Annotated in this window: 18 protein-coding genes; 8 read left to right on the forward strand and 10 right to left on the reverse strand. The window is 50.7% G+C overall.

The features are described from left to right. The 3 genes from P1P86_06680 to P1P86_06690 are packed head-to-tail and all read left to right on the forward strand — an operon-like array spanning position 1 to position 3,336. Positions 1-1,332 carry an ABC transporter substrate-binding protein gene (locus P1P86_06680; GenBank protein ID MDF1574863.1) on the forward strand — a complete coding sequence of 444 codons (1,332 nt, stop codon included), beginning with the start codon at positions 1-3 and terminating at the stop codon, positions 1,330-1,332. Positions 1,333-1,368: 36 nt separating this feature from the next. Beyond that, on the forward strand, positions 1,369-2,235 hold the full coding sequence (aroF, locus tag P1P86_06685; protein MDF1574864.1) for a 3-deoxy-7-phosphoheptulonate synthase: 867 nt from the start codon (positions 1,369-1,371) through the stop codon (positions 2,233-2,235). Positions 2,236-2,247: 12 nt separating this feature from the next. Continuing rightward, a complete protein-coding gene (locus P1P86_06690) occupies positions 2,248-3,336 on the forward strand; it encodes an ABC transporter substrate-binding protein (GenBank protein ID MDF1574865.1) in 1,089 nt (362 codons plus the stop codon). Positions 3,337-3,341: 5 nt separating this feature from the next. On the opposite strand, the gene P1P86_06695 is transcribed toward P1P86_06690, so the two are convergent. After that, the gene (locus P1P86_06695; protein ID MDF1574866.1) at positions 3,342-4,838 is read right to left on the reverse strand and encodes an ASKHA domain-containing protein; all 1,497 of its coding nucleotides are present in this window, start codon (positions 4,836-4,838) and stop codon (positions 3,342-3,344) included. A 3-nt stretch (positions 4,839-4,841) separates the two neighbouring features. Then, complete coding sequence (locus P1P86_06700; protein MDF1574867.1) at positions 4,842-5,510, reverse strand: cobalamin-dependent protein; 669 nt, start codon at positions 5,508-5,510, stop codon at positions 4,842-4,844. A 132-nt stretch (positions 5,511-5,642) separates the two neighbouring features. Between P1P86_06700 and P1P86_06705 the strand changes: the two genes are divergently transcribed. Genes P1P86_06705 through P1P86_06715 form a run of 3 tightly spaced genes read left to right on the forward strand, consistent with a single transcriptional unit; the run spans position 5,643 to position 9,699 of the window. Further along, positions 5,643-7,310, forward strand: coding sequence for a formate--tetrahydrofolate ligase (locus P1P86_06705; protein ID MDF1574868.1), 1,668 nt, complete (start codon positions 5,643-5,645; stop codon positions 7,308-7,310). Positions 7,311-7,365: 55 nt separating this feature from the next. After that, complete coding sequence (locus P1P86_06710) at positions 7,366-8,220, forward strand: dihydropteroate synthase (protein MDF1574869.1); 855 nt, start codon at positions 7,366-7,368, stop codon at positions 8,218-8,220. Positions 8,221-8,244: 24 nt separating this feature from the next. After that, positions 8,245-9,699: a methylenetetrahydrofolate reductase C-terminal domain-containing protein gene (locus P1P86_06715; protein ID MDF1574870.1), complete on the forward strand. Its 1,455-nt coding sequence runs from the start codon at positions 8,245-8,247 to the stop codon at positions 9,697-9,699. A 172-nt stretch (positions 9,700-9,871) separates the two neighbouring features. Here P1P86_06715 and gyrB read toward each other — a convergent pair whose 3' ends face one another. From gyrB to P1P86_06745, 6 genes are all read right to left on the reverse strand, one after another. Beyond that, positions 9,872-11,857 carry a DNA topoisomerase (ATP-hydrolyzing) subunit B gene (gene gyrB / locus P1P86_06720; protein MDF1574871.1) on the reverse strand — a complete coding sequence of 662 codons (1,986 nt, stop codon included), beginning with the start codon at positions 11,855-11,857 and terminating at the stop codon, positions 9,872-9,874. 288 nt (positions 11,858-12,145) lie between these two features. Beyond that, complete coding sequence (locus tag P1P86_06725) at positions 12,146-12,853, reverse strand: DNA alkylation repair protein (GenBank protein MDF1574872.1); 708 nt, start codon at positions 12,851-12,853, stop codon at positions 12,146-12,148. A gap of 8 nt (positions 12,854-12,861) precedes the next feature. Next, the gene (locus P1P86_06730) at positions 12,862-13,575 is read right to left on the reverse strand and encodes a DUF4276 family protein (GenBank protein ID MDF1574873.1); all 714 of its coding nucleotides are present in this window, start codon (positions 13,573-13,575) and stop codon (positions 12,862-12,864) included. Next, on the reverse strand, positions 13,572-14,738 hold the full coding sequence (locus tag P1P86_06735) for an ATP-binding protein (protein MDF1574874.1): 1,167 nt from the start codon (positions 14,736-14,738) through the stop codon (positions 13,572-13,574). The genes P1P86_06730 and P1P86_06735 overlap by 4 nt, the downstream gene beginning before the upstream one ends. Positions 14,739-14,793: 55 nt before the next feature. Beyond that, complete coding sequence (locus tag P1P86_06740) at positions 14,794-16,461, reverse strand: hypothetical protein (protein ID MDF1574875.1); 1,668 nt, start codon at positions 16,459-16,461, stop codon at positions 14,794-14,796. A gap of 15 nt (positions 16,462-16,476) precedes the next feature. Further along, positions 16,477-19,518, reverse strand: coding sequence for a tetratricopeptide repeat protein (locus P1P86_06745; protein ID MDF1574876.1), 3,042 nt, complete (start codon positions 19,516-19,518; stop codon positions 16,477-16,479). Positions 19,519-19,652: 134 nt separating this feature from the next. Between P1P86_06745 and P1P86_06750 the strand changes: the two genes are divergently transcribed. Together P1P86_06750 and P1P86_06755 are read left to right on the forward strand one after the other, a co-directional pair. Further along, positions 19,653-20,366, forward strand: a complete 714-nt coding sequence (locus P1P86_06750; protein MDF1574877.1) for an ATP-binding cassette domain-containing protein — start codon at positions 19,653-19,655, stop codon at positions 20,364-20,366. 9 nt (positions 20,367-20,375) lie between these two features. Continuing rightward, a complete protein-coding gene (locus P1P86_06755; GenBank protein ID MDF1574878.1) occupies positions 20,376-21,464 on the forward strand; it encodes a GNAT family N-acetyltransferase in 1,089 nt (362 codons plus the stop codon). Here P1P86_06755 and P1P86_06760 read toward each other — a convergent pair whose 3' ends face one another. Together P1P86_06760 and P1P86_06765 are read right to left on the reverse strand one after the other, a co-directional pair. Continuing rightward, entirely contained in the window at positions 21,465-22,463 is a 999-nt protein-coding gene (locus P1P86_06760) for a polysaccharide deacetylase family protein (protein ID MDF1574879.1), read from the reverse strand. A gap of 1 nt (position 22,464) precedes the next feature. Continuing rightward, positions 22,465-23,370 carry a hypothetical protein gene (locus P1P86_06765; protein MDF1574880.1) on the reverse strand — a complete coding sequence of 302 codons (906 nt, stop codon included), beginning with the start codon at positions 23,368-23,370 and terminating at the stop codon, positions 22,465-22,467. Between the last annotated feature and the right edge of the window lie 43 nt (positions 23,371-23,413).

Here is a 23,413-nt window from a genome sequence, read left to right on the forward strand (position 1 = left end):
ATGAACGGAATCTCAATGGATCGAATCATGAAACATAGCAAACATATAGCAAGGACAATTCTCCTGGGCCTAACAGGGCTGTTAGTACTCTCTTCGCCCCCGGATCTGAATGCGCAGAGGTACCAGGAGAAGGATGATAACTATGGGAAGACACCCAGTGAAATGCTTCCTTACGGAAACTACCAGGATGCCTATATCTACCATTTTCATGAGCCTCAACCCTTCCTGGGAGCCGGACGTGAAAAGAAGGAACCCACCGGGCTTTCAGAAGTACGGATCGGTGTGCTGGCTCCGCTGTCCGGCGATGTATTGTCCCCGCAGGGAAACCAGTTGCTTCAGGGAGCCATGCTGGCAGCCGAAGAGGCCAGTAAGCGAGGGGGCTATAAGGGACTTCCCTTCAAGGTCATGCCGCACAACGATGTGGGACTCTGGGGGGCAGCAGCCAACGAGGTGGTTAAAATGCATGACGAAGGCGCCTGGGCTGTTCTGGGCACCATCGATGATGTGAACTCCCACGTGGCCATCCGGGTCGCCCTGAAACTCGAGATACCGGTCGTCAATTGCGGGGACCCCGATCCCACCTTCACCGAAACAGCCATCCCCTGGGTTATCCGGGTCATCGGCGATGACCGCCAGAGCAGTTACGCCCTGGTGGATTATATCCACCGCAAGATGGAACATAAGCGGGTAGCCGTGTTACGTGCCAACAACCGCTACGGGAGGGTGGGCATCATGGAATTCCGGGACGCCGCCCTGAGAATTGGCTATCCCCTGGTTCTGGAGGTCCGTTACGATGAGGGCGAAACCACCTTTGACGCACAGATCGAACGGATGAAGAACTCGAATCCCGATGCCATCTTACTCTGGGGGAATGCTAATTCCATGGCGATGATCGTGAACCAGATCAGGGAGATGGGTATGGAACAACCCATCTATGCCTCGGACCGCTCAGTCAATCCGGATTTCCTGGAAATTGCCGGGGAAAATGCCGAGGGCATCATCACCACCTGCCAGTACAATCCCAAAGCGGACTCCCCTCAATTGAAAGCCTTTCAGGAAAATTATAAAAAACGCTTTGGAATGGAGCCGGATGTTTTTGCAGCACATGCTTATGACGGGATGAACCTGATTATTAAATCCATCGAGAAGGTAGGACTCAACAAGGCACTGATCCGGGATAAACTTACCGATCTGAAAACCTTCCAGGGTTACGAAGGAATTACAGGTCCGATCATCCTGGACGGTTCATGGAATGATATCGGGTCTATCTTTCTGGCAGAGATCAAAGAAGGGGACTACCATTTCTCCCCGGCATCCTGGGAATGGAAATAGTACCTTAAGAAACCTTAAACCAACAAGGAGGAAGAGATGCAAACAGATACGTGTAGTATTGAAACCACCCTCAAAAGTGATGATCCCGACCTGGTCAGCAGAAGCGCCAGACCGGAGGGCACTATTGTTAATGTCAACGGCATCCGGATCGGTGGCAAGGAGATTGTCATCATGGCCGGCCCCTGTGCCGTTGAGAGCGAGGTGCAATTAAGTGAAACAGCAAAAAGTGTCCGAAGCCTGGGAGCTTCCATCCTGAGAGGCGGGGCTTTTAAGCCGCGGACCTCCCCTTACAGTTTTCAGGGCCTGGGCATAGAGGGACTGGAGATGCTGGAAAGAGCCCGGGGTTTGACCGGTTTATCTGTGGTCTCTGAGGTCATGGATACCCGGCAGGTAGAGACCGTGGCCAGGTATGCCGATATGCTGCAGATCGGTTCCAGGAACATGCAGAACTTCCCCCTGCTGAAAGAGGCAGGGAAAACCTCCAAACCCATCCTTTTGAAGCGGGGGATGATGGCCACCATCGATGAATACCTGTATGCGGCCGAATACCTGCTTTCACAGGGAAATACCCAGGTGGTACTGTGCGAAAGAGGCATCCGGACCTTTGAATCATCCACCCGCTACACCCTGGATCTTAATGCCATTCCGGTACTGAAACAACGCACTCATTTACCCGTGATTGTGGATCCAAGTCATGGCACAGGGATACGATCCCTGGTGCCTACCATGGCCAGGGCCTCTATTGCCGCAGGGGCGGACGGATTATTAATGGAGGTACACTACCGGCCCGAAGAAGCCCTTTGTGATGGTTCACAATCCCTTTATCCCGAGGAGTTCGGGAGGATGATGGGAGATCTCCGGAAAGTGGCAGAGGCCATAGGCCGCTCCATTCACGTGCTCTAAACCGGCCAGGTTTTGACCCGGCTTTCACGATACCTGTTTCTGGCGATCGTGGCCCTTCCTTTTGACGGGGCCGCTCAGGATCAGCAGCGAGTTCCCGGGGAGCATCTGACCCCTTCAGGCAAGATAGGCATCGGACTGCTCCTCCCCGATCCCAGCTATTGGAAAGTAGCTGAGGCAGCAGAACTGGCCATTCTGGAAGCCAATGATGCAGGCGGCTATAAGCAGCACGATTTTGAACTGATCATCCGCACTGCAGAAGGGTTCTGGGGCGCAGGTTCCAAAGAATCGGTCAGTTTGGTTTATGAGGACCGTGTCCGGGCTATCATCGGGTCACTGGACGGCCGGAACGGACATCTGGCCGAACAGGTGGCCACCAAGTCGCACCTCACTTACATGGAGACCTTCGCCACCGAGCCCACCCTTTCTCAGGCCTTTGTTCCCTGGTTCATGCGGGTGGTGCCCAATGATGACCAGCAGGCGGCTGTCATCCTGGACCAGATACAAAAAGAAGGCGGAGGAAAAACCGGCATCCTCTCGGTAGAGAGCTACGACACCCGTTATGCCATTAAAAGTCTTACCAAAGCGGTAACTCAGAAAACCGGAATGGCACCAGTGCTAATCCCCCTGGATACCAGCCATACCAGGCAGCAGAGAGTTTTCGGTCAGATCATAAGCAATGAACTGGATCACTTAATTATTCCCTACTACGCAGCTAACATGAGTGATCTGATTCAAAGCCTTGGAACGCAGAAACCAGGCCTGAAAATCTATGGCACCCTCCACTTTAAGATGGGAATGGAGAGCCGGGAATCGGGCTCTGAAGCTTTCGAAGGAATTTACCTGATTGGTCTGCATGCTGCCAGGGAAAGCAAGTTTCCGGACTGCCGCTCTGCCTATTTGTACGATGCTGTAAACCTGGTTATCAATGCAATTCAGCATGTCGGAACAGACAGGACATCCATCACAAATTACCTGAGCGAATCGACCTTTTACAAAGGGCTAAGCGGCACTATCTCCTTTGACGAACTGGGAAACAGGAAAAGTGTTCCTTCCCTGCTGCGTATTGAAAACGGGAGCCTGCATGTATTAAATCACCCCTGAAACACTTAGCTGGAAGGGGTATTAAAGGAGAGGGAGTTTACATAAATATCCTGGAAATCCTTCTCAGACTCCAGGTTCACATGGCTGCTAAGGCCCAGAATCTTTTCAGTCAGCTCCATCGGGGAAAAGAGAAACATCTTGGCTCCCATCAAAGCGGAGTTTCCCAGTTTTCGAAAACGATCCGGAGGAAAATCCATCATTCCTGTCCGAAGCATCTTCTCCAGATTAATATAGGTACCAAAAGCCCCGGATATGTAAATACGGGAGATCTCCTCTGCACTGATTCCAAGCTTTCGCAGCAGAATAGTCAGACCGGCCGCGATGGCTGCCTTGGCCAGCAGGAACTCCTGGATATCCCTGGCTGTAAGGCTGACCCCCTCCGTAAGAGCTATCTCCCCATCACCTGAGAGGATCTCCCCAAAAACTCCCAGCATACCCCTGTCCAGGAGCGTGGCCACCGCATCGATCAGGCCGCTTCCGCAGATTCCTGAAGCCGGAACATTCCCGATCACCCGGCAACTTAATCCCTCCCCGCTGTCCGTGACCGACGAAATAGCCCCGGTAGTGGCCAGCATCCCCCTGGATATCCTGGCACCTTCAAAAGCAGGTCCTGCTGCGGTGGAGGCACATAACAAGCGCTCTCTGTTCCCAACGACAATCTCCCCGTTGGTTCCCAGGTCCACCAGTACCGAATACTCCTTTCTGCGCCACAGGTCCGTGGCATGTATTCCCGCCAGGATATCACTTCCCACAAAGCTCCCGATGGAAGGGAAGAAGCTGATCCGGTCACAGTTTAAATCCCAGTCCAGCCCGGAGGCGCTGAATTCCCTGATTCCCAGGTCGGGCGAATCAAAGGGATAATAAGCCAGCGGCCTGATATCGGCGCCGGAAAACAGATGCTGCATCACCGTGTTCCCCACCATCACGATCCTCTCGATCCTGGTCTTTCTTCCTCCGGTCAGCTTCAGTAACATGGCTCCGATCTCCTCCCGGATCAAGCGGCTTAGCCGGGGCCCGTTCCCGGCAAGTGCCGATTCAAGCCTGGTGATCAGATCGCTTCCCCATCTGCGCTGGGGGTTCAGGGCTGTTTCAACAGCAAGCACCTTTGAGCTAGAGAGGTCCACCAGCTGCGCCACCAGGGTGGTGGTTCCCAGATCCACTGCCACTCCATAACCGGAAAGGGGCACAAACGAGAAGGAACTTTCATCGGCCTGGATCATCGTTTCGAACTGTCCCACTTCCAGCACCAGATCCTCCTCAGCCCTGCTCATGCAAGCCAGTCTCCACTCCGGGGAAAGTCCCAGTTCTTTAAGTTTTCTCTGATGCTCCGGAATGGTTTGGATTAGGCCCCCGGCTACCTTCACTTTACACTTGCCACATCTTCCCTTCCCCCCGCAGGGAAATTCAACACCGAATTCGTGCAGAGCATCGATTAAGGAAGCTCCCCTGGTGACTGTCAGTTCTTTGCCAGGAGGAAGTAGTGTGATCCGGACGGTTTCCAAAAGCTAAACGGCAAGTTCTTTTAAGTATTCCACGGCACCGCGGGGATCGGGGGAATAGAAATCAGCTCCGATCTGGATTCTGAACTCGTCTGTCAGAGGAGCTCCGCCCACCAGGATCCTGGTACCGGGATGAGTCCCTTTGATCTTCCTTACAATCTCCTCCATATTGGCCATGGTAGTGGTAAGCAGAGCGGACAGGCCGACCACCGCCCCCGGATTCTCCGAAACTGCCTGTGTAAAGGTATCTTCATTCACATCCACGCCCAGGTCAATGATGCTCCATCCCCCGCCTTCCACCATCATAGCCACCAGATTCTTTCCAATATCGTGCAGGTCACCCTTCACGGTACCGATGATAAAGGTTCCTTTGGTTTTCACATCACCACTCTGAAAGAAGGGCTTCAGGTGCTTCATGGCAGCCCCCATGGCTTTGGCGGACATTAACATCTGGGGGACAAATATCTTGTTCTCTGAAAACTTTTGTCCGATGCGGTCCATGGCCGGGACCAGCGCCACGGTAAGAATATCTGAGGGAGATACTCCACTGGCCAGAGCCTCGAAGGCAATTTCATCCGCTCCGTCCAGTCCCTTCATCTGCGGGGGATAGGGGGAGTTTTTGTCCACTTTTCCAGCTTCCACTGCTTCACCAAGTTTTACTAATAAGGAATCCATAAATAGTGAGGTTTTAGAATGTAATGTCAGGCTTTGCTGAAGGTAAAAATAGTGATTATGAAACAGTAATTTGATATTACCCGTATAGTTTGTTCAGAATAGTTTTATCTTCAGAATTCAAAGTCCTCCAACATGAATGATCTTGACATAGCCAAAAAAGTAAAGCTACTGCATATCTCAGCCATCGCAGGCAAGCTGGGTATTCACGAAGATCTGATAGAGATGTTCGGTAAGTATAAAGCCAAGCTGCCCCTGCATCTCATTGATGAAAAGCGGGTTAAACAGAGCAAGCTGATCCTGGTATCCGCCACCTCTCCCACTCCTGCGGGAGAGGGCAAAACTACGGTATCCATAGGCCTCTCAGAGGGGCTTAACCGCCTGGGGAAGAAAAGCACGGTGGTTCTCAGGGAGCCTTCCCTGGGGCCCATCTTCGGGATCAAGGGAGGGGCCACCGGCGGAGGATACTCCCAGGTACTGCCCATGGAGGATATCAATCTTCATTTCACGGGCGACTTTGCCGCTATCGAAAAGGCGCATAACCTGCTCTCCGCGGTGATCGATAACAATATTCAAAGCAGGACCAACGGACTGGGACTCGATCCGAGAACCATCTCCTGGAAAAGGGTGATTGATATGAATGACCGGTCGTTGCGCCGGATCATCGTGGGGCTTGGAGGCACCACCTCAGGCGTTCCGAGGGAAACCGGCTTCGATATTACAGCAGCCTCGGAGATCATGGCCATCCTTTGCCTGGCGGCCGATATTCACGATCTGAAAATCAGGCTGGGCAATATTTTTGTAGGATATACGCATCAGAAAGAGCCCATATATGCCCGGGATCTGAAAGCGGAAGGGGCCATGGCTGCCCTGCTGAAAGATGCCATTATGCCCAATCTGGTACAAACCATTGAAGGAAATCCGGCCATTATTCACGGAGGGCCCTTTGCCAATATCGCCCAGGGGACCAACTCAGTGATAGCCACCAAGATGGGAATGACCCTTTCGGAGTATACCGTCACGGAAGCGGGCTTTGGCTTTGACCTGGGAGCTGAGAAATTCTTCGATATCAAATGTCAGAGTGCGGGCCTTTCACCGAAGGTGGTGGTCCTGACCACCACCATCCGGGCCCTGAAATACCATGGCGGTGCCGAATTGATGAAACTGAAGGATCCGGATCCTGAAGCCCTGAGAAAGGGACTGCCCAACCTGGAAAAACACCTGGAAAACATCAGGCAGTTTAAGGTGACTCCCGTGATAGCCCTGAACCGCTTTACCTCCGATACCAAAGAGGAGATCGACATGGTGCTTGAAAAAGCCAGATCACTGGGCGTCGACTGCGCCGTGGCAGATCTTTGGGCCAAAGGAGGCGAAGGGGCCCTGGATCTGGCAGAAAAGGTGATGGCCCTTGCCGAGTCCGACCCTCCGGTGTTTGAGCCCCTGTATGACTGGAACTGGGATGTAAAAAGAAAGATAGAAACTCTGGCCACCAGGATATATGGTGCCGAACATGTGGATTACTCGCCCCAGGCCAGGCAGGATTTGAAAAAGATTTCCGAACTGGGTCTGGAACAACTGCCGGTCTGTATTGCCAAGACTCAAAAATCCCTCTCCGACAATCCCGCCCTGCTGGGCCGGCCCAAAGACTTTATCATCACTGTACGCGAGATTGAGATTGCATCGGGAGCAGGATTCCTGATCCCCATTACCGGAAACATCATGAGGATGCCTGGCCTGCCGGCCCATCCGGCATCAGAAAATATCAGCATCGATAATGACGGGAATATTACAGGACTCATGTAAGCCGGACAGGTCAGAAATATTATGTTCATAAGTGTATCACTTTCCATTCGTTCATATGCAAACCATACTCAGAGGCAAGACAAAAGAGGTGATCATCGACACCGAAGGACCGGTAGTCGTCATTGGCGAAAGCATCAATCCCACCCGCCGCAAGAAACTGGCGGAGACCCTGCGAAACCATGATTTTGAATTCGTCCTGCAACTCGCAAAATCGCAGATAGAAAGCGGCGCAGAGGTCCTGGATGTAAATGTGGGCTTTCCCGGGGTGGACGATGAAAGCATGCTGCCAGAAACTGTGAGGGCCATTCAGGAGAGCTTTGACATCCCCCTCTGCCTGGACTCCCCCAATCCCAAAGCCATCGAGGCAGCATTAAAGGCGGCCGAAGGCAAAGCTTTGATTAACTCGGTGAATGGAGAAGAAAAGTCCCTGCAGGCCATCCTTCCCCAGGCCAGAGAGTACGGAGCAGCAGTGATCGGGCTGGTGATGGATGAGGAAGGGATCACACAGGATCCGGAACTCAGATTTCAGATTGCAGAAAAGATTCTTAACCGGGCCGTCCGGACAGGGATTCCAGCGGAGGATGTGATCATTGATCCCCTGGCCATGGCGGTCAGCGCCGATCACGATGCATGTATGGTCACCCTGCAAACCATCAAACTGGTTCACGACCGACTTGGTCTCAATATCACACAGGGAGCCAGCAACATCTCTTTCGGACTGCCTAACAGGGAAGAACTGAACAAGGCTCATTTGGCCATTTCCATCTGGAACGGTCTCAGTTGTCCCATCGCCAACCCTGACAAAATCACGACCTTTGTCAGGGCCCTGGACCTGGTCAGGGCCAGGGATGAATTCGCTATGCGGTTTACAGAATTCTTCTTTAGTCAGGAGGCTTTGAAAAACAGTTGATCAAACAACTTAAACTCAGAAGCAATGGCCGTATTTACCCCAGGCAGAAGATGGCAGGCTCCCTTCCTGCCTTCTAAGAAAGAGCCCTTTGGCAAAAGAGTTCTGAGAAAGGTGGAGCGGATGGTGAAGGGCCCCCTCTTCGGCTGCCGGATGTGTGGGAACTGCCTGCTTCAGGAAACCGCCTTTATCTGCCCCATGGAGTGTCCCAAAGGCATGCGTAACGGGCCCTGTGGAGGATCAACACCGGAAAAGTGCTATGTGGATGAGACCCGGCCCTGCATCTGGTATAAAATCTATGAACGCTCCTTTAAGATGGGCAGGGAGAAGAGGCTGCTCGAAGTATTGCCGCCCCTGGATTGGGACAAGGCAGGGACCGAAACCTGGGGAGATGTAATCCGTTCGATCCGTCATTTCGGTTCCGGCAGCTTTATTAAAGCAGGTCTCTCCCGGAACAAGGAGAAAAAACGGGAATCCTGGGAAGCGGTGTTTCAAGCGGTCCGGCAGCCCTCCTGGTGGAAAGGCGACCCGGAATATCATCCCCCTCTGAAAAAAGAGCCCGTCTCCCCCTTGGAGAGTGCCCTGAAGGCAGGGAAATTTGTTATTACTGCCGAGGTATCCCCGCCTTTGAGTGCAGCCACCGGAAAGCTGAAGCGCGACATTGCCCTGGTCGGGGATCTGGTCACAGCCATTAACTTTACCGACAGTGCCTCGGCTTATCCGCGCATGTCGAGCATGGCCTGCTGCAAGATCGCCGCTGATATGGGTGCAGATCCGGTGCTTCAGATCGCAGCCAGGGACAAAACCCGCAGCGGATTGCAATCCGATATCATGGGAGCCAATGTCATGGGGGTACATAATGTACTGTGCATTTCAGGCGACCATGCCCGCACAGGCCCCACACCCACCAGCTCTACCAATATCCTGGATATGGATGCGGTGCAGATGCTCTGGATACTGAGACGAATGAGAGATGAAGGCATCTATCTGGATGGACGGAAGATGAATTCGGCTCCCCGCTTGTTCCTGGGAGCCGCTGCTTCTCCTTTTGCTTCTGAACCCCGTTTTCAGGCCCTCCGAGAAGAAAAGAAGATCAATGCCGGGGCACAGTTTTTCCAGACCAACCTGATCTTCGACGCGCAGGCACTGGATCCGTGGCTGGAAGCACTGGATAAAAGAGGGGTGCCTGATAAGGTCTTCATCCTCGCCGGAGTTACTCCCATACGAAGCAGGCGGATGGCCCTGCACCTGCATCACCACATTCCGGGAGTCCGGATTCCCAAAAACATCCTGGACCGCTTCGAAGAGGCTAAAGAAGATAATTATGAAGAACTTGGAGTGGAGATTGCCCTGGATATCATGGAAAAGATCCGGGGTAAACAAGGCATCAGGGGCTTCCACCTGATGTCGGTAGGCTGGGAAGCCATCGTGCCCCGCCTTATCAGGGATGCCGGACTGCAAAGCTCCTTGAGAGCAGTTTAACTCCAGGATCCTCGCTGCGTTTTCCGGGCGATCCGTTTCCCGGTAACCAGTCCAGGGACTCCTTCCGGGCAGGACAGGAATCACCGCAATTCAGACTTACTCCGTGATTAAGCCAATAATAACAGGGGGACAATTCGTAGCTATTCCTTAGCAGGAAGCCATGAAACAAACATCATGCATCGATGTTGGCATACTTGGCGTGCTTCTCGATAAACTCCCTGCGGGGAGGAACCTCATCTCCCATGAGCATGGAGAAGATACGATCGGCCTCGGCGGCACTATCGATGGTTACCTGCCTGAGGGTCCTGTTCTCAGGATTCATGGTAGTATCCCAGAGTTGCTCCGCATTCATCTCCCCCAGACCCTTATAGCGCTGGATATGAACACCTGACTCTTTTCCGCCTCCAACCTCTTTAATGAAGGCTTCACGCTCCTCCTCGCTCCAGCAGTACCGCTCGTTTTTACCTTTACGTACCAGGTAAAGTGGTGGGGTCGCGATATAGAGGTATCCGTTTTTAATCAGCTCATTCATATACCTGAAGAAAAAGGTCATGATCAGGGTGGCTATGTGGGAACCATCCACATCGGCATCCGTCATGATGATGATCTTGTGGTAACGTAATCCTGCTATATTCAGCGCCTTGCTATCCTCTTCCGTACCGATCTTCACGCCCAAAGCTGTGAAGATATTCTTGATCTCTTCGTTCTCAAAGATCTTGTGTACCATGGCCTTCTCCACATTCAGAATCTTGCCCCTCAAAGGCATAATGGCCTGGAAAGCCCTGTCCCTGCCCTGCTTGGCAGTTCCCCCTGCAGAATCACCCTCCACCAGGTAAATCTCCGTCAAGGCAGGATCCTTTTCGGAGCAATCGGCCAGTTTACCTGGCAGCCCCGCACCCGATAAGACATTTTTGCGCTGAACCAGTTCCCTGGCTTTTCTTGCCGCATGACGGGCGGTAGCAGCCAGGATCACTTTGCTGACAATTTGCCTGGCATCCTTTGGATGCTCCTCCAGGTAATAGGCCAGTGAAGCGCTTACTGCCTGATCAACCACACCCATGATATCTGAGTTCCCCAGTTTGGTCTTGGTCTGGCCTTCAAACTGGGGTTCCGCCACTTTCACGGAAATGATAGCTGTTAAACCCTCCCGAAAATCGTCTCCGTTGATATCAAACTTCAGTTTGGAGAGCATCCCCGATTTTTCAGCATAATTTTTCAGAGTGCGGGTCAGCCCCCTTCTGAAACCCGAAAGGTGCGTCCCACCTTCAATGGTATTGATATTATTTACATAAGAGTGAATATTCTCCGAGAAGGAGGTATTGTACTGCAGGGCAATCTCTACAGGAACATCGTTCTTCTCCGTATCTATATGCACCGTTTCCTCGATAAGCGACTCCCGGTTGGCGTCCAGGAAGGCTACAAACTCCTTGAGCCCCTCTTCCGAATAAAACTCATCATGGCGGTAAGCACTTTCAGCATGCTCATTCCCGTTTCCGTTCCCGTTTCCATTCTCCTCCTTCTCTCGCATATCCTTGATATTGAGCTGAATTCCCTTGTTCAGGAAAGCCAGTTCCCGGAGGCGGGAAGCCAGAATCTCATATTTGAATTCGGTAACCGTAAAAATAGTTTCATCGGGCTTAAAAGTAACGATGGTCCCGGTCTTTTGGGTGGTGCCGACTTTCGTAACCGGACCGTCGGGGATCCCTTTCTGGTAGGTCTGGACATAAATCTCCCCACCTCTGTGGACCTCGGCCTTCAGGGTTCCGGAGAGGGCATTTACACAGGATACCCCTACCCCATGCAATCCGCCTGAGACCTTGTAGGATTCCTTATCAAACTTGCCACCGGCATGAAGCACTGTCATAACCACTTCCAGAGCGGATTTCCCCTCCTTCTCATGCATATCAATCGGAATACCGCGGCCATCATCCACCACGGTAACGGAGTTATCCTCATTGATGGTTAAATCAATTCTGCTGCAATGTCCGGCCAGTGCCTCATCAATGGAGTTATCCACCACTTCATAAACCAGGTGGTGCAATCCCTTTTCACTGACGTCCCCAATAAACATGGCAGGTCTCTTACGTACCGCTTCCAATCCTTCCAAGACCTGTATACTATCCGCCGAATAATCTTTTTTGTTCAACTGCTCACTCATTATCTCGCTGCTTTATGTGATAAAAATGATAGTCATCGAACCACCATTTAAACTACCGTTATTTTTATGTGATTATGTACCCTTCGTTCAAGCGTTCAGAGCTTGCCGTCCCATTTGAATTCCCAATCCCGATGAATATTTCTATGTACTTGATTTTCAATTGTTTGAAAAACAACTTTCCCCTTTTCAATAATTCATGTAAAAATAGCAAAAAAAATCCATTCTGCAAGTACGGAAAGTATTGAAAACCAGTGAAGTTATTAACATTGGATGGTTGAAATTCCGGACTTAATTCTTAGTCCCGAAATCAAGTTTGTGATTGACCTCCCGGAGCACTCTGTTTGCCAGTCGCTTTTCGTTCCGTTCCAGAAATGAACTAACTGCATCCCGGTCCCGTTTGGAAAGTTCCCTGAGCACCCAGGAGAGAGCCTTCTGGATCATGTCGTGGTGATCATCCACAACTCTTTCGCAAACCGAGATGGTCCGCGGGGTATCGCCTTTGCCACCGCGGGATTTCAGATTCAGGGGCACCGAGGAAACAACAGCCATCCTTCGCTCCCAGAAATTCTTTGATTCAAGTAATGCCTCAATGTGATGATCCTGAACCACTCCTCTTCCCCAAAGCACCCCAAATATCCCCACCGTATAGTGATCTACCGAAGCCCAGTTATCCAGGTTTCTTCCAAGTGCCTCCAGGTCCTGATACTCCAGGGCATCCAATAAGCTCTTGTCCCTTCCATGCGTCTCAAAGGCAAGAACCTGACACTCAAAAACTCCAGTGGCCACCAGGGATTTGCAGAAAGCAATCCACTCTTCGGCACACCAGCTGGAATATTTCCTCCTGATCTCTTTCAGTACCTGCCTGATTTCCGGACTGGTAACACCCAATACCTTTTGTGCGGTGGGAAAATAACTTTTTGATTTTTCTCTCCGTTCGGCACTTCCCAGATCTGTTAGTGCCTCAAGGACCTCTTTGATTATAGCTTCTGTTTCCATAAATTTAATTACAGACTCTCCTGGAAGAACGCTGAAAGGCCATCCACAAAAGTCCCCAGGCTGGGCATCTTTTCCGCCAGGGCATGGTTGAAATGGTTAAAATCAAGTTTTTGGACCACCGCGCTGAGCCTGTCCCGTTTTTTGGTGTAATCGTGACCCACCAGCTGGTAGGCGGCTTTCATATCTGCAGCCGGCCGGTCGCGGTCCTCCATGTTTTCTGTACGTGGATTAAATCCCAGCCGTTTCTCAATAAACTGGGGTGTCAGTTTGGGTGAAACCTTTTTCAGATGTTTGTATTCTCCCAGGAACCAGGCCTCGGTCTCCATCACTGCCAGATAAATCCTGGTGGCTGCTCCCTTCTGTGGTAATTTATAATTGAGCCCCCTCCGCAGTCTGCCTACCTCCTCCCGCTTGAAATTGGGATATACATCTCTCAGTCCCATAACCATGGTATACCCGCTGGAGACCAGTTTATCGCGGTGCGCCATCAGGTAGCCTTTCACATTGCTTTCACCTCCACAATCGTAAATCATGATATAATAGTCCGTATACCTCTCCACATGGGCGGCCCGCATCACCGTGAAAGACATTCTGACATTGTGCCCGCCGGTGATCTTTACGGTTTGAATGGCGATCCTGTTCTGTCCGAGTACTGTCTGAAGCATATGCCTGACCAGGATCTGTTCGGTAAGCCCCTCTACAAAAATGGCCAGTTTTCTCATGCTCCCTGATCTTCATCCTCATCCTCGTCGCTGAATCCGGAGCGGAAGAACTCACTGGCATAAAAATCAAAATTGTTCAGCCCGGTAAATTTAAACTCCTCGAAGATCTCCTTTGAATTTTCGTAGTTAAAGAGGCTGATCTTATGCCCTTCCCGCATAATCACTGCCCAGTTTTCAATATCTACCGCATTCATTATAAAGGAGTCATTGGTGGACATGATCAGCTGAATTTCAGCTTCTGCTGCCTTGGAGATCAGGACCTGTACCAGTTGCTTGGCCCTGGAGAAATCGAGCCCTTCTCCGATGTCATCGATAATCACGAAACCTTTATGCTTGCAGAGTATGTAGTAATTCACCTGCACCAGTACGGAGAATGCCCGGAACATCCCCTGGGACATATCGCGCTGGGTCACCTGTTTTTCCAGTCCCGTCTCTGTCGTGTAAACCGCAAAACGGTCCTGGCTGCCACCGCTGAAACGCTCCGAAAAACGGATGACCCCGAAATCATGCAGGTCATATCCGATCTGCTTCATATCCTTCAGGACCAGTTGGTGGAACTCAGGAAACTCCTCCTCAGCCACCGAAATGGCTGGAACCAGCGAATTTGCTGTATCGGTCCAGTCTACTTCTCTGGATTCGAAGGAAGATTTCAGGGCATATCGTGATTTCCCTAAATCGCTGCTGAAATTAAACCTTCGGAGGCTGATGGCCCAGCTGTGGATCATCTCAATAAAGGGGTGCTGCAGCCGGTCGCGCTTGGCATAACAGGCCAGCTGATCGTGCGGAATCGCGAAATCCAGGAACATGGAATCCGGAGTAGCCACATACTTAACGATTCCGGTACCGCCCTCCTTTCGCTCCAGCACCATCTCCTCTCCCACATAGAGGCGCTCCAGGTGTATGGTGTCCAGATCATACTCCAGTTCATATTTCATTTCATTTTCGCTGTTCCTGAACAATAACTCGTAACTCACCGGTCCGGTGGCCGTGGTCCCCTTGCCCATAAGCATACTCACCAGATCTGATATAGCATTCAGAGTACGGGTTTTTCCGCTGGAATTTTTTCCCACGACCAGGTTGGTCAGGCCGAGGCTCACCTGATCAATGAGCCATTCGATGTTCTGACCGGCATTTTCACGAAAAGTAAAACTTTTAAGATACATGCTGAGAAGCTGTTGGTACTTATAAAAACTGAAAGGTTCCGCATACCCTTTGTTCCTATAGGGCATATTTAAATCCCACCATTAGCCCGAAACGATAGGCCGGATATTGATGGTAGAGATAGTAGGGCTGGGCTGCCAGATTGTTCAGGCGGGTCCAGAAAGAAAGCAGCTTGCTGTACCGGTACTCCAGGCCCAGATTGGCATCCACAGCCAGAGGAAGAGTTTGTTGGAGGAGGGGATCATAATCTTCGTAATACCTGGAACCAATGGTATAAATCCCGGCATTGACGATGATTTTATCCCTCATGTTATATCTCGCCTGGAAAGAGATATCAAACTGCGGCTTGTTCCAGGGATGCTCCTCCCTCACCATGGTTATATAGCTGTAATAGTTCCCCTTCAGGAAAAACTTCCAGGAATCGCCGGGCCGGAAGGTAAGCTCCCCGTGCAGTTTGCCCAGGGTCACATCGTCATAAACCACGATAAACTGGTTCATCAGCGGATCGCTGAGGTCGTTCACATAAAAATAAGCATCCTCAATAATGGAATAACTGGCCTTCAGGTTGTAGGCCACAGCCTTTGAAAAACGACCTTTCAGTCCGAAATATCCAATTAGCTTATGATTGACAGGCCGGACCCCCAGGGAGGGTTCAATGTATGGATTCTCCTCCACGATCTGCCGGTAGGAGTTGGATTCCAGATAGCCATCCACTCCGAAATAGGGGACAATCACCTCCTTGACCATATGGAAGCGGAAAGAGGCCCTTGGGTAAAGGTGCGGGGTGAACTGCTCCCTGTTCACCTCCCCGTAGACATTGATCCCGGCCGTGAAACGCCACTGAGCCGTTCCTTTGGCAATGGAGGGGTTCAGCCAGAATAAGGTTTGAGAGCCCACCGTAGTGTCCCAGTCGGGATAGTGACCCAGAAATTCCCCACCCAGTTCAGCAGCCATATCGACCACTCTGAGTTTCTTGTCAAAATCAAAGGTGAGCCTGGCCCCATGTTCCACCTGGTTAAACTCATGGGTGAAATAGGCATACTCCAATGCGGTTTTATAGTTCAGATGAAAGGAGTCTGCATGCATGGAATGAAGTCCGATAGCCGCCCCGGCTGTGAAATAGGGGTGCAGGGTTTGCTCCCGGGTCAGCAAGGTATCCAGAACCGGATCGACTCCATAGTGCACATAAGACTTGTAGCTGGCTCCAACACTATAATCAAATACCGAATTTTTCATAAAACGACTGCCGTACAATTCGATTTCATTATCGTTAAAACCGGCCGGAACCCTCTGGTCGTTTTCCAGTTTGAGCTTCCCGTTCATGGAGTGGTGTTTCAGGTAAAGTCCTAAAGTACCGTTCCGGGATCTCAGCTGGTTGATGTTCAGTTCGGCAAGTGGAGTCAGGTAATTTCCGAAACCCATGGTCAACTGGCTCTTGTAAAGCCTCTCCAGCGGCATTTTCACCATCCTGGCTGCAACGATTGGTTCTACCCTGAACTGACTCTCATAGCGTTTGGGATGAAGCTGGTAGTTGATTACCGGGATTTCAAATTCGATTTCCTCCTCCATACCCGGAAGCAACTCGATCTTTTTGGCACCCGACAGAGTGGGCGAATAGGGCTTTACCACCCTTACCTCCTGCTGCTGTCCGATTAAAGCCAGAGGCAGCAGCAGCAATAAGATAGCTGTCAGTAATCTTTGGGAGTATATCCTGAACTGTTTCATTTCCGTGCTTTCATTTTAATTGGGTTCGGGAGCAATATCACTTTCCGCCTGTTCTGTAAGCGCTGCCTTTCGCTGTTTGGCATTGGCAATGATGCCATCATCTGTCACCGTATAATAATCGATCAGGCTCTGAAGGGAGTTAATGGCCGAAAACTCATCGCCTTTCTCAATGTAGATATCCGAGAGTGTCAGGAAGGCCATTCCCATCCAGTACTGGTGAGGGGTATTCATTTCAATAAACTCATAAGCCATCTCTTCGGCACGGTCCATCTCACCTTTGCCAAAAAGGATCTCGATCATCAGATACTTTGACTCGGCACCCTCTTTACTGTTTACCTCATGAGCCACCTTCCCGTAGAAATCATAGGCAAAATCAACTTCGTTCAAGTAGTGAAAGGATTTGGCAATCTTAAAATTGGCTTCCCTGATATACTCCTCCTGAACCTTGTCCAGCTGAAGTACCTGGCGGGCTGCTTCAATGGTATTGCTATACTCCTGCAACTCAAAATAACAGCGCATCAGTCCCACCTGGGCATCGAAAATATTCTGTTTCTGCTCGGCCGTTTCCAGCAGTGCCCTGTAATAGTCAGCCGCCCTGTTATAATCCTTTTCCCGGAAACTGATTTTGGAAGCAGCTTCAAGCGCCGGAACCGTGAACATATTCCGGGCCTGCCCGATGATGTAATCGAGCGATTCCAGTGCTTCGTCATTTTGCTGCAGTTTAAGCTGGCAGTCGGCTTTGTAGTAGTGTGCATTTAACAGGAACCTGCCCCGGGGAAAGGCGTCCAGGTAATCGGTAAAGGCCCGGACCGTCCCCTCACAGTCGTCACGCATATACACCATCTCGGCGGCAGTATAGGAAAGCGAATCCTGTTCACTTAAGGTAATATCCCGGCCCAGTCCGTTTACAAAAGCCAGGTACCCGTCGACATTATCGTTTCGTACATAGATGTTTTTAATGCTGGTCAGGGCATTCTCTGCTTCAGCAGTGCCCGGGTAGTTGGTGGCCACCTGCTCATAATAGCCGAGTGCTTCACTGTACTCCCCGGCATTGTAATGAATCAGGCCCAGCTGGTTCAGGGCATTGTTGGTGTAGCTGGAGTTTGAGTGCTCATTCACCAGGCGCTCGTAATAACTCCGGGCCTGCTGTGGCAGGTTCAGAACTACATAGCTCCTTCCTATTTCGAACAGGGCATCATCCACAAAAGCAGATTTAGGCTGCTCTGCAATGATCTGGTTCAGTACATTGATCTTCTCCCGGGTCCGGTCGAGCAGTCCAAGGGTAAAGCCTTTCTGGAACATGGCATAATCCACATCAGCCAGCCCGGACGCTATCCCCCTGTCATAATACTCAATAGCCTGCGGGTATTGCTTCTGTACATAATAGCAATCGGCCATCCGGTTAGAGGCATCTGAAACGCTGGCCCTGTTCTCCCCTCCGGACAAGCGAAGGAATTTCCCAAACCAGCTGAGCGATTCAGCATAGGATTTTTCATCGAAATGAAGATAACCCAGGCTATAGTGACAAAGCGAATACTCCTTTTGCTGATCAGCGCGCCCGTCTTTCAGAAATTCATCATAATACATCCGGGCGGTAAGCCTATCGCCGGTCCGGTAAGCTGCTTCCCCCAGCCAGAAATAGGTCCGGGCGGCAATCACGGGATCATAAGCCGCATATTGCAGGGAAACCTCCAGGGCATCCACTGCTTCAGTGAACCTCAGATTCTTATAGAGTTCAAGTCCGCGGTAAAATGCCACCTTCTGATAGGCCCGTTCGATATTTGCATCCTTACGGCGGATCTTCTCCAGAGAGTTCATGGCCATGGAGTAATTCCTGGTGGCCAGGTAGGCGGTCACCAGATAGTTATTGGCCTCATCGGTATTCTCTGCGGCCGGATAGGTCCGAATATAAAGCTCCAGGGCCCGGATTGCTTCATTGAAGGGATTGTAGGAAAGTTCAAAAGTGACCTTGGCAAAATTAAACAGGGCGTCCTGCTGTATGTTCGGGTCAAAATTCATATTGGCTGCTTTGGAAAAAGCGATCCGGGCCTTATTCTTATCACCCGTCTTCAGATAACAGTCGCCCAGGTGATACAGCGCACTCTGGGCAATCTCCGTATTGCGGTAAGAAATCTCTTCAAAAAGGGACAGCGCATTCTCATATTCCTGATTGTTGTAATAGGCGAAGGCCAGCTGGTAACGGTCGTGAATGCTGTAAGATGTCGAATTGGACCGGTAGGTCTCCAGATAAGGGATGGCCGACTGGTAGTCATTCAGCATAAAGTGCGATTCCCCGATGATCTTGGCCACCTCACCCAGTCTTCGCTCTGAAACCGAATCCATGAACGGAGGAGCGTAATCAATAAGCTCTTCATATTTCTTCTGCATAAAAAGGATCTGCGAGATATAATAGGGAGCGATGGCACTAAACAGCGGATCTTCGTCAATATCCCTGAATCCCTTCAGTGCAGTTTCATAGTTTCCATCCACATAGTGTATATGGGAATAGTAATAGGTGGCCGGTCCCGTAAAAGGGCTGTCCCAGTCCAGGATCTCATAGAAGTTGACTCTTGCATTCTCAAAATCGTTTCTTTTATAGTAACTATAGCCCTTCTTGAAGTAGTATTCCGGTAATTTCTCCTTTCCAATCCGGTAGCGGTCCACCCGGTTATACCAGGAAATACTCCTGGCCCAGTTGTTCTTGTCATAAAAGAAATCGGCCAGGCGAAAGGCGGCTTCATCCACATAAGGACTGCCCGGAAATTCAGACACAAAGGAATGAACCAGGAACTCTGCGTCATCATTTCTCAGTTCCACAGCCGACATGGCCAGGTAAAAGGAAGCTTCGGCCCGTATTTCGGACCTGGAGCCGGGATTCTCCTTCAGAAATTTTCCAAACACTCTGCGGGCCGCACCATATTTTTGATTCTCATACAACTCCAGCCCCTCCATGTATTCCTGGTCACCATAGTCATACACGGCACTTTTCTGAGCATAGACCAGGACTGTTGCCAGCAGGAATATGATGGATATGCTTCTCTTTTTCGAATGGATCATAAGGATGAGATTAACTAGATAAAAGTACGAATATTAAAGCCTGCTCATTTGGCGCCTCTTCTTTTTAATTAACAGTCAGATGTTAATTTTTAGTATGATTTTAATTCTTAATTTAGCCATATAATTCAGATACTATGGCGCTGGACAATGTCATCTCCTTTGAAAATGCGGTTATTGCAGTCAACGAACATATGGTTCTGGAGCAGGTAAATCTTTCTGTTGAAAAGGGTGAATTCGTCTATGTGATCGGCAGGGTCGGAAGCGGAAAGACCAGTCTGATCAAGACCATCAACGCCGAGTTACCCCTGAAAGAGGGTACCGGAACGGTATCCGGATTCAGCCTGGCGGACCTGAAACGTAAAGAGATTCCCATGCTCCGGAGAAAGCTCGGAATTGTCTTCCAGGACTTCAAGCTCCTGAACGACCGGAATGTGGACAGCAATCTGGAGTTTGCACTGAAAGCCACAGGCTGGAAAAACAAAGCAGAAATAAACGACCGCATTGCGGAGGTCCTGGAAAAAGTGGATCTGGGTTATAAAGGCTACAAAATGCCACATCAGCTTTCCGGGGGTGAACAGCAGCGTGTGGTCATTGCAAGGGCACTGTTGAACGATCCGGAAATTATCCTGGCCGATGAGCCTACCGGCAACCTGGATCCGGCCACCTCCGATGATATCATGAATATCCTGGCAGAGATCTCGGGAAACGGCAGGGCTGTGGTCATGGCGACCCATAACTACAACCTGATCAAACGCTTTCCTTCAAGAACCCTGAGATGTGAGGATGGACGGCTGTTAAGCGCCAATCTTTCAGAAGCAGATTTTGACAGGCTGATCCAGAATGTCTAAAAGCCTGGTATGGATCTGAGAATCTATACACTGGAGGAGCTTAAGCCTTATCTTTACACCCTCTATTCTAATCCGGAATCCCTCGTACCTGTCAGTCCGCTCCGTCTGGAGTCTTACCTCAGGAATCCCAGGGCGGATTTTTCCGACCCTGTTCTGTTTGAAATGCGTCAGCGGGGCGAAGTCGTGGCATACCGCACTCTTTTGCCGGATTATTTATATGATCGTGAGGGTCAGTCTCAGCGATTCGCCTGGCTGAGCGGGAACTGGGTGCATCCCGGTTTCAGGCGCCGCGGGATCTCCACCCGGCTGCTAGAAACAGCCGAGGAGCAGTGGCAGGGGCGGCTGATGTATACCAACTTTGCACCGGAATCCAGGGCCGTCTATGACCGCAGCGGCCGCTTCGGTCTTATCTCAATAAGAGATGGCTTTCGATTCCACCTGAGATCGGCCACCGAAGATTTACTGGCGCCACGTATGGGATACGAAAAGTTGTTCAGAACCACCGATCTGCTGATAAACCGGTTTCGGGAATTTGGCCTGCAGAGATTCAGGTTCCCCGGCACGAATACCTGCCAGGTGAAGCAGGTCAATGGCTTTATTGCCCAGTTATCGGAGCTGGTAAGCAAACAGCAGCGTGATACTTTGTTCCGGAGGGACCGGGAAATTTTTCAGTGGGCCCTGGAATATCCATGGCTTACAGAGCAGGGCTGCGATCCCATCAACTATCACTTTTCCTACCGGGCCAGCCGTTTCGAAAACATCATTTATCACCTGATTCACTCCGATGGGAAAAGTCATGGAATCATCTGGCTCCTGATCCACAATAATGCACTGTCTGTCCCCTATCTGTTCGCCACAGAGAAAGGGCTGCAAAACTGCATGGCCGAAGTCATTGTCAGGACCATGATTGACAAGGGGTGCACCCACAGCACTATCCGCAATGCAGAGTTAAGAGAAAAGATGCTGGCATTTAAAAAGATCTTTCTCTCTGTAAGAAAGATGCCCCAGCTGATCTTTGCCCATCATAAGCTGACCGGCCTGATCCCTGAAAATCCAGTAATTCATGATGGAGACGGGGATGTGATGTTCACCGGCTGATCAGTATCTGAGGCGGTCCAGTCCGGCCACTTTCTTGAAGAGGAATGAGAGATATTCTGTTTTCAGGGCTTCGAATGCATCAGCTTCAAATTGTTCCATGGGAATGCGCTGGATAAAGGCCGGATGACCGGTCCGCTTCAATCCGGCACTACCCATCAAGGTCGTGGCCAGCCCCTCTTCCAGAAGCGATTCAATCACCTGTTTCGGAACGCCGTCGCTGGTAAAGGGAAAGGAGAAATAGGAGGTGGATATCCCAAAGCGCTGTTGCAGGTCCCTTATGCTGGTAAGGACCTGCCGGATCATCTCATCTGCTTCCAACAGGGTAAAATCCATATGATCGGCCGAATGAGCTCCTATATCGAAGCCCCACCGAAGCAGCTCCCTGATCTCTTCACTGTCCATATAGACTGCTCTGGAGCGCAGGTAGGCAGAGAAATCCAGTTCCGCCTCCCTGGCAAGAGCATCGAGCAATGCCCGCTGATCGAAGGCGATCATTCGAATAGAGGTTTCAAGCTGCTCCTCCGGGATCTTCAGAAAAGCGGCCATCTGCTCCCTTGCACGGCAATCCTCTTTTGAACGATGCAGCAGGAGGCTCGCTTTGTACCGGTAAAAGAGGGCCCTGTTATCAATGAACCTGTTATTCAGAAAAAACAGGGCGGGTATCCCTCTCTTCTTCAAAAGGGGGGCTATATACTGATAACATCCCGAAAGGCCATCGTCAAAGGAAAGGACCATGCGGCGCCTGCCTCTCGTATCTTTTCTGTTTTCCAGGCAGGAAGCCAGACTGACAGGTTCGAAGCAGCTCAGCAATTGTTCCAGATCTCTTTCAAACTCCTCCGGCTTCCTCACCCGGTACAGGTGACTGATGTGGGGCAGGGGTTCCGGGGAAACCGTATGATAGAAGGGAAAAATATCAGCCTCTCCCGAAAGCCCGATCAGACGTTCCAGTTTCCATGGACGGGCCAGGGCGGTAATTGTTTTTCGGATTCTTTCTTTCATGCTATCTCAGCCTGGTGAGTGTGGCGGGCAATCGGCTGAAGCTCACTCCCTGGTATATTTCAGCTTGTGCCCCAAATCCTGCGAAAAAACGCGCTACTGATGGAATATTTGAACCTTCAAAATCCAGGATCAATCCGCTTCCGGCATGATCTCTGATAAAGGCATCCACAATCCTGAACATCCCTCTCTGCTCCTTACCTTCCTGGCTGGAGGCTGAAAGCAGGTAGATGGCCCTGGTTCTGCTGAAGGCAAAAAATGCCGCAGAAGTGATCTCCCTTTCCCTGCGTACTGCATAGATCTTTCCGGCACCCCTTTGCAGGATGGTCTCGAACAGATCAAGCATCCAGCGGTAATCCTCCCGGGAGCGACGGATCACATCATTCTCCATTTTCAGCCTGACCAACTCCTCAACCGGCAGGCTTCTCTCAATAACTTCGGAAAGCTCCGTGGATTTTTTTATATTTCTGCCGGCATTGCTTGAGTACCCCCTGGCAAGAGTATCATAATCCTTAAAGAGGGTCATGATATAATTAGATTTATCATCCACCGTAAACGGAGCCTCCTCTCCGACCAGGTTTCTGGTATTCAAATTCATCCCGGCGAAGCGGAACTTTTTATACAGGATGTGCAGCATCTTCCGGATCAGTTCAGGCTCCACATACTCCCTGCTGAAGACTCCAAGCTGCTGGGTGTAAAAAGGCTGGTATATATATTTCATTCCCGCCTTTTTTTTCCATACGACCGGCATCACAAAGCGGTAATCCTCCGCCACCAGGGCCGACCAGTTTTCTGCAACGGCATCCAGGTACCAGGAATACGGATAAAGGGTCTCGGCCGTGGATCCGGCTATCAGGTGATCCCATTTCTCGACCTGAATCTCTTTTCTCTTTATAAAACTGATCTTCAACACCCTGGGTATTTATTTACTTCAAATGAATTGGGAACTGTAT

The sequence above is a fragment of the Bacteroidales bacterium genome (genome assembly GCA_029210725.1).
Classification (GTDB): Bacteria; Bacteroidota; Bacteroidia; order Bacteroidales.

Coding starts and splice junctions, on each gene's coding strand:
- P1P86_06680 (MDF1574863.1), top strand. CDS start 1: ATGAACGGAATCTCAATGGATCGAATCATGAAACATAGCAAACATATA.
- aroF (MDF1574864.1), top strand. CDS start 1,369: ATGCAAACAGATACGTGTAGTATTGAAACCACCCTCAAAAGTGATGAT.
- P1P86_06700 (MDF1574867.1), bottom strand. CDS start 5,510: ATGGATTCCTTATTAGTAAAACTTGGTGAAGCAGTGGAAGCTGGAAAA.
- P1P86_06705 (MDF1574868.1), top strand. CDS start 5,643: ATGAATGATCTTGACATAGCCAAAAAAGTAAAGCTACTGCATATCTCA.
- P1P86_06710 (MDF1574869.1), top strand. CDS start 7,366: ATGCAAACCATACTCAGAGGCAAGACAAAAGAGGTGATCATCGACACC.
- P1P86_06715 (MDF1574870.1), top strand. CDS start 8,245: ATGGCCGTATTTACCCCAGGCAGAAGATGGCAGGCTCCCTTCCTGCCT.
- gyrB (MDF1574871.1), bottom strand. CDS start 11,857: ATGAGTGAGCAGTTGAACAAAAAAGATTATTCGGCGGATAGTATACAG.
- P1P86_06725 (MDF1574872.1), bottom strand. CDS start 12,853: ATGGAAACAGAAGCTATAATCAAAGAGGTCCTTGAGGCACTAACAGAT.
- P1P86_06730 (MDF1574873.1), bottom strand. CDS start 13,575: ATGAGAAAACTGGCCATTTTTGTAGAGGGGCTTACCGAACAGATCCTG.
- P1P86_06735 (MDF1574874.1), bottom strand. CDS start 14,738: ATGTATCTTAAAAGTTTTACTTTTCGTGAAAATGCCGGTCAGAACATC.
- P1P86_06740 (MDF1574875.1), bottom strand. CDS start 16,461: ATGAAACAGTTCAGGATATACTCCCAAAGATTACTGACAGCTATCTTA.
- P1P86_06745 (MDF1574876.1), bottom strand. CDS start 19,518: ATGATCCATTCGAAAAAGAGAAGCATATCCATCATATTCCTGCTGGCA.
- P1P86_06750 (MDF1574877.1), top strand. CDS start 19,653: ATGGCGCTGGACAATGTCATCTCCTTTGAAAATGCGGTTATTGCAGTC.
- P1P86_06755 (MDF1574878.1), top strand. CDS start 20,376: ATGGATCTGAGAATCTATACACTGGAGGAGCTTAAGCCTTATCTTTAC.
- P1P86_06760 (MDF1574879.1), bottom strand. CDS start 22,463: ATGAAAGAAAGAATCCGAAAAACAATTACCGCCCTGGCCCGTCCATGG.